Raw genomic sequence first — 19,295 nt, forward strand, 5'->3', positions numbered from 1 at the left:
ACCCACGTAACTTATTACTTGTTCGCCCCACAGGGAAGAGCGAAGGGCCGGAAGGCCTCGCCCCCTCAAGCGGAGAACCACCCCATCCCAAACCTCTCGTAGAGAGAACAAGACCTTCTGGTCTAGGATGGGATCCCACTCCTCACCGCCGTGAATGAGTGCTGCTGGAGACGACAGAAACAGTCACAGCGGCCGATTTGACAGGCAGAGCGAGAAGGGATAAGATAGAGAAGTTGCCCGCCGGGCTGGCTTGAAGCCGAAACGACGGGGAGCCGATCTAGCTTCGTGAGATGCGCGTCATCGTGTCCTGACTTCGTCAGAAACGCCGATTTGACAAGCGAAACACGAAGTATAAGATAGAGAAGTTGCCCTGCGGGGGAGGCCGAGAGCCTGAACGGCAGGAGCATCCGATCCTTGAGAACTCAACAGCGTGCACTTGTCAAATGCCAAAAAACCTCGATTCAACCTCGGTTGAATGAGATTCCTTTGGATCAAAGTCCGGCACTCCGGTGCCGGCAACGGAAGTCAGTAATGACATCCCTTTGGTCAGATCAAACTCGCTGCTTCAGTCAATTTCCGGCTGATCGCAGCAACATTTCTTTACGGAGAGTTTGATCCTGGCTCAGGATGAACGCTGGCGGCGTGCTTAACACATGCAAGTCGAACGGTGAAAGCGGAGCTTGCTCTGCTGGATCAGTGGCGAACGGGTGAGTAACACGTGAGCAATCTGCCCTTGACTCTGGGATAAGCGCTGGAAACGGCGTCTAATACTGGATACGAACCGTGGAGGCATCTTCAACGGTTGGAAAGATTTTTTGGTCAGGGATGAGCTCGCGGCCTATCAGCTTGTTGGTGAGGTAATGGCTCACCAAGGCGTCGACGGGTAGCCGGCCTGAGAGGGTGACCGGCCACACTGGGACTGAGACACGGCCCAGACTCCTACGGGAGGCAGCAGTGGGGAATATTGCACAATGGGCGCAAGCCTGATGCAGCAACGCCGCGTGAGGGATGACGGCCTTCGGGTTGTAAACCTCTTTTAGCAGGGAAGAAGCGAAAGTGACGGTACCTGCAGAAAAAGCGCCGGCTAACTACGTGCCAGCAGCCGCGGTAATACGTAGGGCGCAAGCGTTATCCGGAATTATTGGGCGTAAAGAGCTCGTAGGCGGTTTGTCGCGTCTGCTGTGAAATCCCGAGGCTCAACTTCGGGTCTGCAGTGGGTACGGGCAGACTAGAGTGCGGTAGGGGAGATTGGAATTCCTGGTGTAGCGGTGGAATGCGCAGATATCAGGAGGAACACCGATGGCGAAGGCAGATCTCTGGGCCGTAACTGACGCTGAGGAGCGAAAGGGTGGGGAGCAAACAGGCTTAGATACCCTGGTAGTCCACCCCGTAAACGTTGGGAACTAGTTGTGGGGTCCATTCCACGGATTCCGTGACGCAGCTAACGCATTAAGTTCCCCGCCTGGGGAGTACGGCCGCAAGGCTAAAACTCAAAGGAATTGACGGGGACCCGCACAAGCGGCGGAGCATGCGGATTAATTCGATGCAACGCGAAGAACCTTACCAAGGCTTGACATATACGAGAACGCTGCAGAAATGTAGAACTCTTTGGACACTCGTAAACAGGTGGTGCATGGTTGTCGTCAGCTCGTGTCGTGAGATGTTGGGTTAAGTCCCGCAACGAGCGCAACCCTCGTTCTATGTTGCCAGCACGTAATGGTGGGAACTCATGGGATACTGCCGGGGTCAACTCGGAGGAAGGTGGGGATGACGTCAAATCATCATGCCCCTTATGTCTTGGGCTTCACGCATGCTACAATGGCCGGTACAAAGGGCTGCAATACCGTGAGGTGGAGCGAATCCCAAAAAGCCGGTCCCAGTTCGGATTGAGGTCTGCAACTCGACCTCATGAAGTCGGAGTCGCTAGTAATCGCAGATCAGCAACGCTGCGGTGAATACGTTCCCGGGTCTTGTACACACCGCCCGTCAAGTCATGAAAGTCGGTAACACCTGAAGCCGGTGGCCCAACCCTTGTGGAGGGAGCCGTCGAAGGTGGGATCGGTAATTAGGACTAAGTCGTAACAAGGTAGCCGTACCGGAAGGTGCGGCTGGATCACCTCCTTTCTAAGGAGCACTGCGCTCTTCGGAGTGACAGAGCCCTGATCAGAGCGAATGTCTCTGCAGGGAGCTCATGGGTGGAACATTTGATGGGGTGTCGGGGATTGAGTTTCTGGTGAGTACGGCCTTCGGGTTGGGAAAGCTGGGGGTGATTGCGTCGGCACATGCACGCTGTTGGGTCCTGAGGGACCGGATGCGCTTTCATCTTCGGATGGGGAGCAGACGAACCTCAGGACTCTTTCTGTTGCCGGCTGGTGCTGGTGCGGGGAGGGTACCGCCCGTACTTTGAGAACTACACAGTGGACGCGAGCATCTTCGAGATGATTTTTCATCTCGTGAAGATGATCTTAAAGATCATTAGTCAATTTTGATTGACGATTCGAACTCATGTGATTTCAAGTCTTTAAGAGCAAACGGTGGATGCCTTGGCATCTGGAGCCGAAGAAGGACGTAGCAATCTGCGATAAGCCTCGGGGAACTGATAAGCAAGTTTTGATCCGAGGGTGTCCGAATGGGGAAACCCCGCCAGGGCGCGTGCGTACCTGGTGACTCCCGCCTGAATATATAGGGCGGGTAGAGGGAACGTGGGGAAGTGAAACATCTCAGTACCCACAGGAAGAGAAAGCAACCGCGATTCCGTTAGTAGTGGCGAGCGAAACCGGAACAGGCTAAACCTAGCGTGTGTGATAGCCGGCAGGCGTTGCACGTTGGGGGTTGTGGGACTTTTCAGACATGTCTGCCGATGTGTCGGCGTTACAAGAAGGTATAGACGAACCGCATTGAAAGGCGGGTCATAGAGGGTGCCAACCCCGTAGTCGAAATGCTTCTCTTGGCGCGAAGAGTATCCCAAGTAGCACGGGGCCCGAGAAATCCCGTGTGAATCTGTCAGGACCATCTGATAAGCCTAAATACTCCCAGATGACCGATAGCGGACAAGTACCGTGAGGGAAAGGTGAAAAGTACCCCGGGAGGGGAGTGAAATAGTACCTGAAACCGTTTGCTTACAAACCGTTGGAGCCTCCTTAGTAGGGGTGACAGCGTGCCTTTTGAAGAATGAGCCTGCGAGTTAGCGATACGTGGCGAGGTTAACCCGTGTGGGGTAGCCGTAGCGAAAGCGAGTCTGAATAGGGCGATTCAGTCGCGTGTCCTAGACCCGAAGCGAAGTGATCTATCCATGGCCAGGCTGAAGCGACGGTAAGACGTCGTGGAGGGCCGAACCCACTTAGGTTGAAAACTGAGGGGATGAGCTGTGGATAGGGGTGAAAGGCCAATCAAACTTCGTGATAGCTGGTTCTCTCCGAAATGCATTTAGGTGCAGCGTTGCGTGTTTCTTGCCGGAGGTAGAGCTACTGGATGGCCGATGGGCCCTACAAGGTTACTGACGTCAGCCAAACTCCGAATGCCGGTAAGTGAGAGCGCAGCAGTGAGACTGTGGGGGATAAGCTTCATAGTCGAGAGGGAAACAACCCAGACCACCAACTAAGGTCCCAAAGCGCGTGCTAAGTGGGAAAGGATGTGGAGTTGCCTTGACAACCAGGAGGTTGGCTTAGAAGCAGCCACCCTTGAAAGAGTGCGTAATAGCTCACTGGTCAAGTGATTCCGCGCCGACAATGTAACGGGGCTCAAGCACGCCACCGAAGTTGTGGCATTGACATTTTTGGTAGGCCTTCGTGGTCCAGCCGTGTTGATGGGTAGGAGAGCGTCGTGTGGCCAGCGAAGCGGCGGTGTGAACCAGCCGTGGAGGCTACACGAGTGAGAATGCAGGCATGAGTAGCGAAAGACGTGTGAGAAACACGTCCTCCGAAAGACCAAGGGTTCCAGGGTCAAGCTAATCTTCCCTGGGTAAGTCGGGACCTAAGGCGAGGCCGACAGGCGTAGTCGATGGACAACGGGTTGATATTCCCGTACCGGCGAAGAACCGCCCAAGCTAATCCAGTGGTGCTAAGTGCCCGAATCCTGTCGTATCGATCCCTTCGGGGTGAGAGCTTCAGGGCTAGCGCACGACCCCATGCTGGTGCGGTTAGCGTATTAACAGGTGTGACGCAGGAAGGTAGCCCAAGCCAGGCGATGGTTGTCCTGGTGCAAGTGCGTAGGCCGAGTCATAGGCAAATCCGTGACTCGTTACGGCTGAGACACGATGCGGATAAAAAGTGGGTGATCCTATGCTGCCAAGAAAAGCATCGACGCGAGGTTCTAGCTGCCCGTACCCCAAACCGACTCAGGTGGTCAGGTAGAGAATACCAAGGAGATCGAGAGAATCGTGGTTAAGGAACTCGGCAAAATGCCCCCGTAACTTCGGGAGAAGGGGGGCCATCCGCTTATATGAGCTTGCCTCAAAAAGGGTGTGGTGGCCGCAGAGACTAGTGGGTAGCGACTGTTTATTAAAAACACAGGTCCGTGCCAAGTCGCAAGACGATGTATACGGACTGACGCCTGCCCGGTGCTGGAAGGTTAAGAGGACCGGTTAGCCGCAAGGCGAAGCTGAGAATTTAAGCCCCAGTAAACGGCGGTGGTAACTATAACCATCCTAAGGTAGCGAAATTCCTTGTCGGGTAAGTTCCGACCTGCACGAATGGCGTAACGACTTCCCAACTGTCTCAACCGCGAACTCGGCGAAATTGCACTACGAGTAAAGATGCTCGTTACGCGCAGCAGGACGGAAAGACCCCGTGACCTTTACTACAGCTTGGTATTGGTGTTCGGTGTGGCTTGTGTAGGATAGGTGGGAGACTGTGAAGCGGTGACGCTAGTTACCGTGGAGTCGTTGTTGAAATACCACTCTGGTCACTCTGGATATCTAACTTCGAACCGTGATCCGGTTCAGGGACAGTGCCTGGTGGGTAGTTTAACTGGGGCGGTTGCCTCCCAAAAAGTAACGGAGGCGCCCAAAGGTTCCCTCAACCTGGTTGGCAATCAGGTGGCGAGTGTAAGTGCACAAGGGAGCTTGACTGTGAGACTGACAGGTCGAGCAGGGACGAAAGTCGGGACTAGTGATCCGGCAGTGGCTTGTGGAAGCGCTGTCGCTCAACGGATAAAAGGTACCTCGGGGATAACAGGCTGATCTTGCCCAAGAGTCCATATCGACGGCATGGTTTGGCACCTCGATGTCGGCTCGTCGCATCCTGGGGCTGGAGTAGGTCCCAAGGGTTGGGCTGTTCGCCCATTAAAGCGGTACGCGAGCTGGGTTTAGAACGTCGTGAGACAGTTCGGTCCCTATCCGCTGCGCGCGTAGGAAATTTGAGAGGATCTGACCCTAGTACGAGAGGACCGGGTTGGACGAACCTCTGGTGTGCCAGTTGTTCCGCCAGGAGCACCGCTGGTTAGCTACGTTCGGGATGGATAACCGCTGAAAGCATCTAAGCGGGAAGCCGGCCTCAAGATGAGATTTCCATACCTTCGGGTGAGAGGCTCCCAGCCAGACTACTGGGTTGATAGGCCGGATGTGGAAGCGTGGCAACACGTGAAGCTGACCGGTACTAATAAGCCGATGACTTGATAACACACCGTTTTGGTGCTTGCGTCCACTGAGTGGTTCTCGATGTACGGTCGAGAACACACACAAACATCATTTTTGATCGTTGTGTGCTTGATGAAACATCAATAGTGTTTCGGCGGCCATAGCGTGAGGGAAACGCCCGGTCACATTCCGAACCCGGAAGCTAAGCCTCACAGCGCCGATGGTACTGCAGGGGGGACCCTGTGGGAGAGTAGGACACCGCCGGACTTCTTTTCAGGAAATGGCCACCCAACGCTGGGTGGCCATTTCCCGTTAACACGACCCGAAGCATCGCCATGAACGATGCCGGCGGCTTCGCTGTCGCCGCGGTCGTGTCGGCGTCGGCGACTATCGTGGAGGGTATGTCCATGAACGCCGACGACTCGCACGCCCGCCGCGAGGATCTGCTGTCCGCGCTCGAAGTGATCGAGGAGCAGCCGCTCGCTGAACGTGCGGCCGCCTATGTCGCGTTGCACGACGATCTCGCGCGCCGGCTCGAGTCCGGTCCGCGCGACGGCGCGCAGTGACGGCTCGACTCGACGCGGCCTTGGCCTCTCGCGGGCTGTCCCGGTCGCGCACGCAGGCGGCCCGCGACATCGAGGCGGGTCTGGTCACCGTCGACGGTGTCTACGTGCTCAAGCCGTCGATGCCGGTGTCGGATGACGCTGTGCTCGTGGTCGACGGCGCCGATCACTACGTGAGCCGGGCAGCACACAAGCTCCTGGCAGCCCTCGACGCCTTCGACGTGGAGGTCGCGGGTCGCGAAGCGCTCGACCTCGGGGCGTCGACGGGCGGGTTCACTCAGGTACTGCGCGAGCGTGGAGCGAGTCGGGTCGTCGCGGTCGACGTCGGCCACGACCAGTTGGCTCCCTTGATCCGAAGCGATGCGGGCGTCTGCGTCGTGGAGGGGTTCAATGTCCGGTACATGACGGCCGCGTCGGTGTCCGACGCGGCCGGCTTTCCCATCCACCCCGATGTGATCGTTGCGGACTTGTCGTTCATTTCGCTCACGCTGGTGATGCCGGCCATTGCGGCTGTCGCGCCGGCGCACAGCGACATCATCCTGCTGATCAAGCCGCAGTTCGAGGTGGGGCGCACCGGTGTGCGTGAGGGCCTGGTCACGGATGCCGCGGCTCGCGCCGACGCTGCGGCCGGGGTGCTGTGGGCTGCGTGGGATGCGGGGCTGGCGACGGCGGGATTCATCTCTTCGCCCCTCACCGGCACGCACGGCAATCACGAGTACCTCGTCCACCTGCGCCCGCGCGATCAGCGTCCACCGGATGATGGCGACGCGCTGGCCTCCCATGGCAATCCGACAGAATGGCTGAGGACGATCGACGAAGCGACGGGAGCGGTATGACAGATCCGACAACGCCGCGCTCCATCCTCGTCGTGGCGCACGCGCGCCGCGACGACACGGTGGCAGCGGCTCGGCGCGTGATCGCCGCGCTCATCGCCGCCGATGCTCGTCCGGTGCTCGCGGTGGACGATCCGCAGCTGGTGGATGCGCTGTCGGATCTCGGCCCCCTCGCCGCCCTGGGGACCGACGTCGCGGTCACCGACATCGAGCTGGCGGTGGTGTTGGGCGGCGACGGCACGATTCTGCGCGCCGCCGAGCTCGTGCGCGACGGTGCCGCCCCGATCCTCGGCATCAACATGGGGCACGTCGGCTTCCTTGCCGAGATCGATCCGGACGACATCGACGATGCGATGCGTCGCATCATCGCCTGCGACTATCAGGTCGAGGAGCGGATGACGCTCTCCGTGCGCGTCAAGGACGCGGGCGGAGACGTCATCTACGAGACCTGGGCCCTCAACGAGGCCACCGTCGAGAAGGCGGCGCGGGAGCGGATGATGGAGGTCGTCATGGAGATCGACCGCCGACCGCTGTCGAGTTTCGGTTGCGACGGCGTCGTGATCGCCACCCCGACCGGCTCCACCGCCTACAACTTCTCAGCCGGCGGCCCGGTGATCTGGCCCACCGTCGACGCGATCGCCGTCGTTCCGCTGTCGGCTCACGCGCTGTTCGCGCGCCCGCTGGTGGTGGGACCAGAAGCCACTGTTGCGATCGAGGTGCTCGCGCGCACGGACGGCACGGGAATCATGTGGTGCGACGGCAGACGCTCTCACGACCTGCCGCCCGGGGCTCGCGTCGTCGTACGCAAGTCCTCGCAGCCCGTGCGCCTTGCGCGCCTGCATCCGGCTCCGTTCACCGACCGGCTGGTGCGGAAGTTCCAGCTGCCGGTGACCGGATGGCGCGGTCCCGATGAGACCTCAGCATCACGGCCGATGGGCGCGGAGGGGCGCGCGTGATCGAGCAGATGACGCTTCGGGACCTCGGTGTCATCGCTCACGCGACGCTTCCGATGGGTCCCGGCTTCACCGCCATCACCGGAGAGACCGGAGCCGGAAAGACGATGGTCGTCACCGGGCTCGGCCTCCTTCTCGGCGCGCGCGCCGACTCGGGCGTCGTCCGCGCCGGCGCGGCCCAGGCGGCCGTCGAGGGCGTGTGGCTGGTCCCCGAGTCGGGCGCCGTGGCTGACCGCGTGGCGGATGCCGGGGGAGAGGTCGAACCGATCGGTGACGGGCGCGCCGAGCTGTACCTGGGCCGCACGGTCACCGCGGAGGGACGCAGCCGCGCGAGCGTCGGCGGTCGCGCCGCGCCCGCGGGCGTGCTCGCCGATCTCGCCGAGCAGCTCGTCGTCGTCCACGGCCAGTCCGATCAGCTCCGGTTGCGTTCGGGCGGAGCCCAGCGCGATGCGCTCGACCGCTTCGGCGCCGCGGAGATCGGGCCCGTCCTGGAGCAGTACCGGCGGGCCTACGCCGCGCAGCGTGAGCTCGCCGCCCAGATCGCGGAGATCACCGGCAACGCCGAGGCGCGCGCTGCCGAAGCCGAACAACTGCGTGCTGCTCTTGCCGAGATTGAGCAGGTCGATCCGCAGCCGGGCGAAGACGTCGAGCTCGCCCAACGTGCCGAACGACTGTCGAACGTCGAGGAACTGCGCCAGGCGGCCGCCATCGCCCACGATGCGCTGTCGGGCGGCGGTGACGTCCCGGATGTGGGACTGCTCGTCGCCGAGGCGCGTCGCGCGCTGGAGAGGGTGGTCCGCGCCGACACCGTGCTGGCCTCCCATGCAGCGATCCTCGACGACATCTCATATCGGGTCGCTGATCTCGCCACCGAGCTGAGCGTGTACCTGGCGGATCTGGACGATGCCGGCCCCCACGAACTCGCCGCGGTTGAGGAGCGCCGGGCCGCCGTGACGAGCATCGTGCGTGCCCACGGCAGCCTGGAAGCCGCGCTCGAGCTGGCTCGCTCGGGGGCGTTCCGTCTCGCCGAGCTCGACGACGACGGAGAGCGCATCGCGCGTCTGCGCGGCGACGAGCGCGACGCCGCGGCCGTCCTGGACACGGCCGCCGAACGGCTCACGGCCGCTCGTCGCGCGGCGGCGGAGCGGCTCGCGACCGCCGTCACCGAGGAACTGCACGCGCTCGCGCTGCCCGACGCGCGCGTCGTCGTCGCCGTCGAGGAGGGCGGGGCGTCGGCATCCGGTCGGGACGAGGTGACGATTCTGCTGGCGCCGCACCCGGGCGCCGAGCCCCGCCCGGTCGCCAAGAGCGCGTCCGGGGGCGAGCTCAGCCGCGTCATGCTCGCGATCGAGGTGGTCATCGCGGGCACCGGCGGCGTGCCGACCTTCGTGTTCGACGAAGTGGATGCCGGGATCGGCGGCGCCGCCGCGATCGAGGTGGGGCGCCGCCTGGCACGCCTCGCGGAGACGAGTCAGGTGATCGTCGTCACCCATCTCGCCCAGGTGGCGGCCTTCGCCTCGAACCACCTCAGCGTGGTCAAAGCCGGCGACGGCTCGGTCACCGCCTCGAGCGTGCGCGCGCTCACCGGCGCCGACCGTGAGGCCGAGATGGCGCGACTGCTGTCGGGGCTGGCCGATTCGACGACCGCACTCGAGCACGCCCGGGAGCTTCTGAGCCTCGGCCACTCCGGACTGATAGGATGAAAGCCCGTGACGGACACTCATTCAGCAGGTAAGACGGCGGGCAAGACTTCAAGCGACACCACCAAGCACATCTTCGTGACGGGCGGTGTCGTTTCGTCTTTGGGGAAGGGTCTGACCGCCGCGTCTCTGGGCAATCTGCTGACGGCGCGCGGACTGCGCGTGGTGATGCAGAAGCTCGACCCGTACCTGAACGTCGACCCGGGCACGATGAACCCGTTCCAGCACGGCGAGGTGTTCGTCACCGACGACGGTGCGGAGACCGACCTCGACATCGGGCACTACGAGCGCTTTCTCGACATCGAGCTGAGTCAGGCCGCCAACGTGACCACGGGGCAGATCTACTCCCAGGTGATCGCGCGCGAGCGCCGCGGCGAATACCTCGGCGACACGGTGCAGGTCATCCCGCACATCACCGACGAGATCAAGCGCCGCATGCGCCTGCAGGCCGACGAGACGCCCAAGCCCGACGTGATCATCACCGAGATCGGCGGCACCGTCGGCGACATCGAGTCGCAGCCGTTCATCGAGTCGGCGCGTCAGATCCGCCATGAGCTCGGACGCAAGAACGTGTTCTTCGTGCACGTGTCGCTCGTGCCGTTCATGGGCGCGTCGGGCGAGCAGAAGACCAAGCCCACCCAGCACTCCGTGGCGGCCCTGCGTTCGATCGGCATCCAGCCCGACGCTCTCGTGCTGCGCAGCGACCGCCCCGTCACCGAGTCGAACAAGCGCAAGATCGCGCTGATGTGCGACGTGGACGAGGATGCCGTGGTCAACGCGATCGACGTGCCCTCCATCTACGACATCCCCACGATGCTCAACGAGCAGGGCCTCGACAGCTACATCGTCGATGCGCTCGGTCTCGGCGCCAAGGCGGCCGAGGTCGACTGGACGCGCTGGAGCAAGGTCCTCAACGCCGTGCACAACCCCAAGCACGAGGTGACGATCGGTCTCGTAGGCAAGTACATCGACCTGCCCGACGCCTACCTGTCGGTCACCGAGGCGCTCAAGGCCGGTGGTTTCGCGCAGGAGACCAAGGTGCAGGTCCAGTGGATCGCCTCCGACCTCTGCGAGACGCCGGAGGGCGCGGAGAAGGCGCTCGGCGCGCTCGACGGCATCGTCGTTCCCGGTGGCTTCGGCATCCGCGGCATCGAGGGCAAGCTCGGCGCCCTGCGCTTCGCCCGCGAGCAGGGCATCCCGACCCTCGGCATCTGCCTGGGACTGCAGTGCATGGTCATCGAGTACGCGCGCAACGTCGCCGGCATCGAGGGAGCCTCCTCCAGCGAGTTCGATCCCGACACCACGCACCCGGTGATCGCGACGATGGCCGAGCAGGTCGACATCATCGACCACGGCGACATGGGCGGCACGATGCGGCTCGGGCTCTACGAGGCCGAACTGGCCGCGGGGTCGCTGGCGGCCGAGGTGTACGGCGCCGAGCGCGCCAGCGAGCGTCACCGCCACCGCTACGAGGTCAACAACCGTTACCGCGATCAGATCGCCGACGCCGGCATGTGGTTCTCGGGTCTGTCGCCCGACCACGGGCTCGTCGAGTACGTCGAGCTGCCGCGCGACGTGCACCCGTACTACATCGCCACGCAGGCGCACCCCGAGCTGCGTTCGCGGCCGACCGAAGCGAACCCTCTGTTCCGCGGGCTCATCGCGGCTGCACTGGACCGGCACCGCTCGAGCGAGCTCTTCGAGGTCGAGGGTGACTGACCCGGCGGCGGCGGCGCCACTGACCGACGAGGCGGTCGAGGTCGAGGTCGTCCGCAGCGAGACGCCGTTCGTCGGACGGGTGTGGAACATCCGTCGCGACGAGGTCGCCTACAACGGGGCGTCCATCGTCCGGGAGTACATGGATCACTCCGGCGCGGTGGCGGTGTTCGCGCTCGATGAGAACGATCGGGTGCTGCTCATCAAGCAGTACCGCCACCCGGTGCGGCTGCGTGACTGGGAGATCCCGGCGGGGCTGCTCGACATCGGCGGTGAGTCGCCGCTCGTGGCGGCTCAGCGCGAGCTGGCCGAAGAAGCGGACCTTGTCGCGGCATCCTGGCACGTGCTGGGGGAGTTCATGACCTCGCCCGGCGGCAGCGACGAGACCATCCGCATCTACCTCGCACGCGATCTGCGTGCGGCGGAGGAGACGTTCGCCCGGGAGGCGGAAGAAGCCGACATCGAGGTGCGGTGGGTGCCGCTGGACGAGGTCGTCGACGCCGTGCTCGCGCGCCGCGTGCAGAATCCGTCACTGGTCGTCGGGGCGCTCGCCGCCCACGCGTCCCGCGCGCGGGACTGGGCGACGCTGGCTCCGGGCGACGCACCCTGGCCGCGGCGGTCACGGAGCATCGGCGAGGACGGATCCGGCCACGCGCGGTGACGGGCATCGGTGAGCATGCGTCGGAGCGGATGATGCGGTGAAGCTCGAGCGTGCGATCGACGCGTACCTGCGTCACATCACGATCGAGCGCGGCCTTTCGGAGCATACGATCGCGGCGTACCGGCGCGATCTCGAAGGCTATGGTGAGTGGCTCGCCGCCGCCGGCGTCGAGGACACATCCGACATCACCCCGGCTGTCGTCGCGCAGTTCGCCGCCGAGCGCGCCGCCGCCGATCCGCCGCCGGCGGCGACGTCTCTGGCGCGGTTGCAATCGTCGGTGCGCGGCTTGCACCGCTTCCTGGTGCGGGAGGGGATCGAGGTCTCCGACGCGAGCGATCGTCTGACCCCGCCGAAGACGCCCCAACGCCTTCCGAAGGCGTTGACGATCGATCAGATCGCGGCGCTTCTGGATGCCGCCGGCCCCGCGCCCGGCATCGCCACCGAGACCGACGCGATCCGCCTTCGCGACCGCGCTCTGCTCGAACTGCTCTACGCCACCGGCGCGCGCGTCTCGGAGCTGATGCAGCTCGACGTCGACGACATCGCGGGCGACACCGAACTGCTGCGCGTGCGCGGAAAGGGGCAGAAGGAGCGCATCGTCCCGGTCGGCTCGTACGCCCGCGCCGCCGTCGACGCCTATCTGGCCCGTTCTCGCCCGGAGCTCTCACGTCGCGGGCACGCGAGCCCGCGCCTGTTCCTCGGCGCTCGCGGGGCGCCGCTGTCGCGCCAGGGCGCGTGGCTGATCATCCAGGCGGCGGCCGAACGCGCCGGCCTGCAGGCGCACGTGTCGCCGCACACCTTCCGGCACTCGTTCGCGACGCACCTCCTCCAGGGCGGGGCCGATGTGCGCGTCGTACAGGAGCTGCTCGGTCACGCCTCCGTCGCGACGACGCAGATCTACACGCACGTGACCGTCGACGCCCTGCGTGACGTGTACCTCACGTCGCACCCGCGGGCGCGCTGACTCGCCCACGGCCGCAATCGGGCCATGTCGGCGGGATAAATCCGGCGCATCCAGACCGCACGGCGACCCGCGGCGAGAGACGATGGCGCCATGACCGCTGCGCCTTCTCCCCTCGCGACCGCTCCCGCGGCGCCTCGCCTCCACCGTCCGCGGCGGGGCCTGGCGATCTGGTGGATCGTCGCCGGAGCACTCGGCGGTATCGTCGCGTTCCTGCTGTACCTCGAGTACATCGGCCAGTTGACGGGCGGGACGCCGCTCATCAGCTGCAGCATCAGCCCGATCGTGACGTGCGGCCCGAACCTGCTGTCACCGGGGGGCAACCTGCTGGGATTCAGCAACGCGATCATCGGCATCATGCTGTTCTTCGGGCCCATCTATGCGGGCGTCTCGGCACTGGCCGCCCCCGCGGGGCTGCGCACCTGGTTCTGGCGGGTGTATGCGATCTTCGTCGCGGGCGCGTTCGTGTTCGTGCACGTGCTCGCGTACCGCAGCGTCTTCGAGTACGGGTCGCTCTGCCCCTGGTGCATGGTGATCTGGCTCGTGACGATCCCGCTGTTCTGGACGGTGCTGGGCTGGACTCTCGCCGACGGCGTCTGGGGCGGCGCGGACGTCGCGCGGCGCATCGGCGCCGTGGTGCTGTCGTGGCTGCCTCTGGTCGTCGTGCTGGACTACCTCGTGATCGCGGTGGCGGCCCAGCTGCGGCTGGACGTCATCGGCAGCCTCATCTGAGCCTCGGCGGCGCCCGGATCTTTCACGGCCGGAGCGCCGCCGCGGGAAGGGGGGTTCCGACCACAATGGCGGCATGGATGCCGCGCGCCGCCCGACCCGACGAGGGCTCTTCGGTCGGCGCGCCGAGGAAGCGCCCGTCACCCGCGTTGCCGAGGCGAGATCCGCGGGCCGTCCGGGTTTCGACTATCTGGACAGCGACGAGGTCTACCTCGACTCCGCCTGCCAGACGCTGCGACCCCAGCCGGTGATCGACGCCGTCCAGGACTACTACCTGCACCTCTACGCCTGCGGCGGGCGTGTGCGCTATGACGCGGGGCGGCGGGTGGATGCCGAGGTGGCACGGGTGCGAGAACGGACGCTCGCCGCCCTGGAACTGTCACCTCGCCGCTACTCGTGCGCCTTCACGCTGAACACCACCTACGGACTCAACCTGCTCCTGTCGGCGCTGGCGCCCGGGCGCTTCGCCCGCATCGTCACCACCGTCACCGAGCACAATGCGGTGTTCCTCTCGACGATCGCGGCCGCGCGGCGTGCCGGCATCCCTCGCGTCGTCGTGGAGCGGGACGACGATGCACGCGTGCTCGTCGATGCGGAGACGATGCGCGACGCGGTCGTGGTCGTGTCGGCGATGGACAACGTGATCGGTGCGGTGACGCCGGACCTCCGCGAACTCATCACCAGCGTGCACCGCGTCGGCGGCATCGTGATCGTCGACGCCGCGCAGGCGGCCGGTCACGCCCTGGAGTCTCTGCGCGGTCTTGACGCCGACGCGATCTGCTTCTCGGCACACAAGATGTACGGACCGTCGCTCGGCGTCGTCGTCGCCACCCGTGAGTTGCTGCTCTCGCTCGAGCCCGTCATGGTCGGCGGCGGCCAAGTGAGTGCCGTGACCGCCGACGACTTCGCACTGCTGCCCGATCCGCACACCCGGCTCGAACCGGGTCTGCAGGCATGGGCGGAGATCATCGGCTTCGGCGCCGCCCTGGAGTGGATCGGCGATTTCCGCAGCGGCGCGGGAGAGACGCTCGCCGCCCACGAGGCGCGGCTCGGTGCCCGGTTGCACGCGGGGCTCGCCGCGCTCCCGCGCCTGCAGATGATCGGTGACGCGTCGCCCGTGATCTCGGTGCTGCCCGAGCGCGTCGACGGGCACCGGCTCGCCGCCTTCCTCGCGCGCGGCGGCATTGCCGTCCGCAGCGGCGCGTTCTGCGCGCACTACTGGATTCTGGAGCGTCGCGGCCTCGGCCCGCTCGTGCGCTTCAGCGTGGGCGCCCACAACACCGACGCGGACATCGACCGCACCCTCGAGGTCATGACCGCGATGATGAAGGGACTGTGACGTGGTCTGCATCGTCGCGTTCTTCGTCGTGCTCGTGCTCTCTGCCGTGTCGGCGAAATATCGCAAGCTCCTCGGGAAGGCGTGGGGGTGCGCGTGGCGCCGGGTGACGCTGCGCCCGTGCGACACGACCTTCCGCGACGACGTCAAGAACTCGCTCCTGGCGCCCCTGGCGGTGCGCGCGCCCCGCCTCGTACGGCCGGCCAGCATCGCGATCGAGGTCCTCGCCTGGCTCATGGTGCTGAGCCTCATCGTCAGCCTCTATCTCGTCGGGCGCAGCGGCCTGAACCTCCTCGTCTACGGCACGTGCGACAAGCAGAACGCGCAGGCCTGCTCACTCGCCGCGCAGGCGTGCTCGATCGACTCCATCCAGCCCGGGTTCTGGGAGTCGATCGGAGAGGGCGACGTGTTCGGCGCCTTCGGCCGCGAGTTCGCGTCGGTGGGCGACACGATCGCGACGGTCCCCGGTCGGCTGCGCACCTGGGATGCCGCGGACTTCGCCCCCGCCGATGCCACCTACCTCGGCGGGTACACCGCCGGGCGTCCCACGGCGCTGGAGGTGCTCGATCCCGGCTGCCACTACTGCGCGCAGCTGTTCCGCAACATGCGCGAGGCCGGCTTCGATCAGACGCACAACGTGACCTACCTCGCCTATCCGATCCGCGCCGGCGTCGGCGACAAGTTCGCCAACTCGCAGCTGATCGCCACCTACCTCACCGCGATCCGTGCGTTCGAGGCCGAGCGCGCGCCGGCCGGCTCGACGAACGCCGCCGCCGAGACCGGTGACTGGTTCATCCTCGAGCAGCTGTTCACGACGCAGGCGGCCGACGGCACCACGACCCAGGAGTGGATGAACCGCGCGAGCGCCGCCGACGCCACCCTGCGTCTGCAGCAGTGGCTGAGCGACGACGGCTACACCGCGGACGACATCGCGCGGATCGTCGAGCTCACCGGGTCACCGGAGGTCGCGGCATCCCTCCAGCACGCACGCGACGCCGTCGAGAACGAGATCCGGACCGTATCGATCCCGTCGCTGATCGCCGGTGGAGGGCTTCACGCCGGGCTCGTCGACGTCGACACCCTGCGGGGCCTCGGCTGAGCCGCCGCCACCCTGTGCGAGAATCGAGGAACACGGCGGCGCAGGTCCGCCAGGCCCTGGGAAGGGCATCAGGAAGCAGGAGTGTCGGTGGCGGATAAGACGCGGGGGACGAAGAAGGCCCTCTCGGAGGACGTGCCCATCGGTCCCACCGGTCGGCCGTACCAGGGCTTCCCGACCCCGCCGCCGCTGTCGGCGCACGGCCCCGCGCGCATCATCGCCCTCTGCAACCAGAAGGGCGGCGTCGGCAAGACGACGACCACGATCAACCTGGCCGCCTCGCTCGCCCAGTACGGGCGTCGCGTGCTCGCCATCGACTTCGACCCCCAGGGTGCGCTGTCGGCGGGCCTGGGCATCCAGACCCACGACATCCCCACGATCTACGACCTGCTCCTGGACACGAAGCGCGATCCGCACGAGACGATCGTCCACACCTCGGTCGAGGGTCTCGATGTCATCCCGGCCAACATCGACCTGTCGGCGGCGGAGGTGCACCTCGTCAACGAGGTCGCCCGCGAGACGATCCTCGCGCGCGTGCTGCGCAAGGTCGCGGGGGAGTACGACGTCATCCTCATCGATTGCCAGCCGTCGCTGGGACTGCTCACGGTCAACGCCCTCACGGCGAGCCATGGTGTGCTCATCCCGCTGGAGTGCGAGTTCTTCGCCCTGCGCGGGGTCGCCCTGCTCATCGAGACGATCGACAAGGTGCGCGACCGGCTCAACCCGGCGATCGAGCTGGACGGTGTGCTCGCGACGATGTACGACCCGCGGACGCTCCACTCGCGCGAGGTGCTCGAGCGGGTCGTGGAAGCGTTCGGCGACGACGTCCTGGAGACGGTGATCGGGCGCACGGTGAAGTTCCCGGACGCGTCGGTGTCGGGCGTTCCCATCACCACGTTCGCCCCGGAGCACGCCGCCGCCCAGGCCTACCTGCGCCTCGCGCGGGAGCTGGTGGCTCGTGGCGCCGTCGCCTGAGGACCCCGAGGTCATCACCGCCGAGACTCCGACCGCCCCGGAGGGCGAGCCGACCGGGTTCCGGGTCTCGCTGGGCAACTTCGACGGTCCGTTCGATCTGCTGCTGACGTTGCTCGGCACGCACGAGTTGGACATCACCGAGATCTCGCTCAGCAAAGTCACCGACGAGTTCATCTCGTACCTGAAGGGCCTCGAATCCGACGACGAGCTCGACCAGGCATCCGAGTTCCTCGTCGTCGCCGCGACCCTGCTGGACATGAAGGTCGCGGGCCTGCTGCCGCAGGGTGAACTCGTGGATGCCGAGTCCGTCGCCCTGCTCGAAGCGCGCGACCTGCTGTTCGCGCGGCTGCTGCAGTACCGCGCGTTCAAGGAGGTGTCGGCCTGGTTCGAACGGAGCCTGCGTCGCGAAGACCGGCGGCACGTGCGCGCGGTGCGCCTCGACGAGAAGTACCGTCGCGCCGTTCCCGAGCTCGTCTGGACGCTGTCGAAAGAGGACTTCGCCGCCCTCGCGATGCTCGCCTTCGCCCCCAAGGAGATTCCGCACGTCGGAATCGACCACCTGCACGCGCCGCTCGTATCCATCCGCGAGCAGGCCGCGATCGTCGTGACGCTGCTGCGTGACGCCGGAACCCTCAACTTCCGAGAGCTCGTCGCCGGGGTCGCGCAGACCGGCGTCGTCGTCGCGCGCTTCCTCGCGGTGCTCGAGCTCTACCGTCACGCCGCCCTCTCGTTCGAGCAGCTCGAGCCGCTCGGCGAGCTGACCCTGCGCTGGACCGCCGAGCGGTGGTCCGAAGAGAACCTCGCCACCTTGGGAGCCGACTATGACCACTGAGACCGACAGCGACACCGCCCCACCGGTGCGCTCACAGGCGCCCGCTGACGTCGCGCGCCGCATCGAGGCCATCCTGCTGATCGTCGACGAGCCGCAGAGCCTCGTCGCTCTCGCCGCCGCCGTCGGTGCCCCGGTGCCGGCCCTGCGTCAGGCCGTCGAGGGACTCGTCGCCGACTACGACGGCGAGACGGGCGGCCCTCGCCGTGGTTTCGAGCTTCGCGAAGTGGGTGGCGGCTGGCGGCTGTACGTGCGCGATGAGCACGACGACCTCATCGCCGAGTACGTCGGCGGCCAGGCCCCGTCGCGCCTGTCGCAGGCGGCGCTGGAGACGCTCGCCGTCATCGCGTACAAGCAGCCCGTCACTCGCAGCCAGGTCGCCTCGATCCGCGCCGTCAACGTCGACTCGGTGGTGCGCACGCTGCTGGCGCGAGGCCTCATCACCGAGCTGTTCACCGACCCCGAGACCGGGGCGATCAACTACGGCACGACCGACGCGCTGCTGGTGAACCTGGGCATCAACTCCCTCGACGAGCTGCCGCACATCTCGCCGCTGCTCGACGACGGCTCGGACGGTTTCGATGCGGAGGTGCTGCGATGACGAACACACCGGATGCCGAGGGCGTGCGCCTGCAGAAGGTGCTCGCCAATGCCGGAGTCGCCTCGCGTCGGGTCTGCGAGCAGTACATCGTGGAGGGCCGCATCCGGGTGAACGGAGAGGTCGTCACCGAGCTCGGACGCCGCATCGACCCGGCATCCGACCTCGTCGATGTGGACGGCACAGCGATCCAACTCGACACCACCAAGCGCTACGTCATGCTCAACAAGCCGACCGGCGTCGTCTCGTCGATGAAGGACGAGCAGGGCCGCCCCGACCTCCGCCGTTTCACGAAGGACTGGGACGAGCGGCTCTACAACGTCGGCCGGCTGGATGCCGAGACCTCGGGACTGCTCGTGCTGACCAACGACGGCGAGCTCGCCCATGTGCTGGCCCACCCCTCGTTCGGCGTCACCAAGGTCTACATCGCGAAGGTCACCGGTCGCGTGACCGCCCAGACGATCGCGCAGCTGACCGCGGGCGTCGACTTGGAGGACGGACCCATCGCCGCCGACAAGGCGCGCCTGCTCGACACCTCCGGCGGCACCTCTCTGGTGGAGCTCACGTTGCACTCCGGGCGCAACCGCATCGTCCGGCGCATGATGGCGGCCGTCGGCCACCCCGTCGTCGACCTCGTGCGACGTCAGTTCGGGCCGCTCCACCTGGGAACCCTCCCGGCGGGGCGGGCCCGCGAGTTGACTACAGTGGAACGCGGCGCACTGCTCACCGTGGCGCGCCAGGCGGCGCCCACGCCGCCCGGGGACAGCTGA

The 19,295-nt window shown here is 65.4% G+C and carries 14 protein-coding genes and 3 rRNA genes; all 17 read left to right on the forward strand.

Annotated features, from left to right (window positions below):
• Positions 1–599 precede the first annotated feature (599 nt).
• The 17 genes from JOE53_RS03810 to JOE53_RS03890 all read left to right on the forward strand — a co-directional run bounded on the left by JOE53_RS03810 (position 600) and on the right by JOE53_RS03890 (position 19,295).
• Positions 600–2,124, forward strand: a 16S ribosomal RNA gene (locus JOE53_RS03810).
• A 387-nt stretch (positions 2,125–2,511) separates the two neighbouring features.
• Positions 2,512–5,618 (forward strand): 23S ribosomal RNA (locus JOE53_RS03815).
• A gap of 107 nt (positions 5,619–5,725) precedes the next feature.
• Positions 5,726–5,842 (forward strand): 5S ribosomal RNA (gene rrf, locus JOE53_RS03820).
• The 16S, 23S and 5S rRNA genes sit together here, the layout of an rRNA operon.
• A 140-nt stretch (positions 5,843–5,982) precedes the next feature.
• Positions 5,983–6,141: a hypothetical protein gene (locus tag JOE53_RS03825; protein ID WP_005055189.1), complete on the forward strand. Its 159-nt coding sequence runs from the start codon at positions 5,983–5,985 to the stop codon at positions 6,139–6,141.
• On the forward strand, positions 6,138–6,974 hold the full coding sequence (locus JOE53_RS03830) for a TlyA family RNA methyltransferase (protein ID WP_204946837.1): 837 nt from the start codon (positions 6,138–6,140) through the stop codon (positions 6,972–6,974). Before JOE53_RS03825 ends, JOE53_RS03830 begins: the two co-directional genes overlap by 4 nt.
• Positions 6,971–7,927: an NAD kinase gene (locus tag JOE53_RS03835; RefSeq protein WP_036285162.1), complete on the forward strand. Its 957-nt coding sequence runs from the start codon at positions 6,971–6,973 to the stop codon at positions 7,925–7,927. The genes JOE53_RS03830 and JOE53_RS03835 overlap by 4 nt, the downstream gene beginning before the upstream one ends.
• The gene (gene recN / locus JOE53_RS03840) at positions 7,924–9,627 is read left to right on the forward strand and encodes a DNA repair protein RecN (protein ID WP_204946838.1); all 1,704 of its coding nucleotides are present in this window, start codon (positions 7,924–7,926) and stop codon (positions 9,625–9,627) included. Before JOE53_RS03835 ends, recN begins: the two co-directional genes overlap by 4 nt.
• A 6-nt stretch (positions 9,628–9,633) precedes the next feature.
• Positions 9,634–11,343, forward strand: coding sequence for a CTP synthase (locus JOE53_RS03845; protein WP_204946839.1), 1,710 nt, complete (start codon positions 9,634–9,636; stop codon positions 11,341–11,343).
• Positions 11,336–12,001 (forward strand): NUDIX domain-containing protein, encoded by a 666-nt coding sequence (locus JOE53_RS03850; RefSeq protein WP_016465409.1) that lies wholly within the window; start codon positions 11,336–11,338, stop codon positions 11,999–12,001. The genes JOE53_RS03845 and JOE53_RS03850 overlap by 8 nt, the downstream gene beginning before the upstream one ends.
• Before the next feature lie 37 nt (positions 12,002–12,038).
• Positions 12,039–12,965 carry a site-specific tyrosine recombinase XerD gene (xerD, locus tag JOE53_RS03855; RefSeq protein ID WP_005055177.1) on the forward strand — a complete coding sequence of 309 codons (927 nt, stop codon included), beginning with the start codon at positions 12,039–12,041 and terminating at the stop codon, positions 12,963–12,965.
• 90 nt (positions 12,966–13,055) lie between these two features.
• A complete protein-coding gene (locus JOE53_RS03860; RefSeq protein WP_204946840.1) occupies positions 13,056–13,694 on the forward strand; it encodes a vitamin K epoxide reductase family protein in 639 nt (212 codons plus the stop codon).
• Between the two features lie 73 nt (positions 13,695–13,767).
• On the forward strand, positions 13,768–15,030 hold the full coding sequence (locus JOE53_RS03865; RefSeq protein WP_204946841.1) for an aminotransferase class V-fold PLP-dependent enzyme: 1,263 nt from the start codon (positions 13,768–13,770) through the stop codon (positions 15,028–15,030).
• Position 15,031: 1 nt separating this feature from the next.
• A complete protein-coding gene (locus tag JOE53_RS03870) occupies positions 15,032–16,126 on the forward strand; it encodes a hypothetical protein (protein ID WP_204946842.1) in 1,095 nt (364 codons plus the stop codon).
• 87 nt (positions 16,127–16,213) lie between these two features.
• The gene (locus tag JOE53_RS03875) at positions 16,214–17,098 is read left to right on the forward strand and encodes a ParA family protein (protein ID WP_036285194.1); all 885 of its coding nucleotides are present in this window, start codon (positions 16,214–16,216) and stop codon (positions 17,096–17,098) included.
• Positions 17,082–17,930 carry a segregation and condensation protein A gene (locus JOE53_RS03880; protein WP_204946843.1) on the forward strand — a complete coding sequence of 283 codons (849 nt, stop codon included), beginning with the start codon at positions 17,082–17,084 and terminating at the stop codon, positions 17,928–17,930. The genes JOE53_RS03875 and JOE53_RS03880 overlap by 17 nt, the downstream gene beginning before the upstream one ends.
• A complete protein-coding gene (gene scpB / locus JOE53_RS03885; protein WP_204946844.1) occupies positions 17,920–18,528 on the forward strand; it encodes an SMC-Scp complex subunit ScpB in 609 nt (202 codons plus the stop codon). The genes JOE53_RS03880 and scpB overlap by 11 nt, the downstream gene beginning before the upstream one ends.
• Positions 18,525–19,295 carry a pseudouridine synthase gene (locus JOE53_RS03890; RefSeq protein WP_036285188.1) on the forward strand — a complete coding sequence of 257 codons (771 nt, stop codon included), beginning with the start codon at positions 18,525–18,527 and terminating at the stop codon, positions 19,293–19,295. Before scpB ends, JOE53_RS03890 begins: the two co-directional genes overlap by 4 nt.

The sequence above is a fragment of the Microbacterium laevaniformans genome, assembly GCF_016907555.1.
Classification (GTDB): Bacteria; Actinomycetota; Actinomycetes; order Actinomycetales; family Microbacteriaceae; genus Microbacterium; species Microbacterium laevaniformans.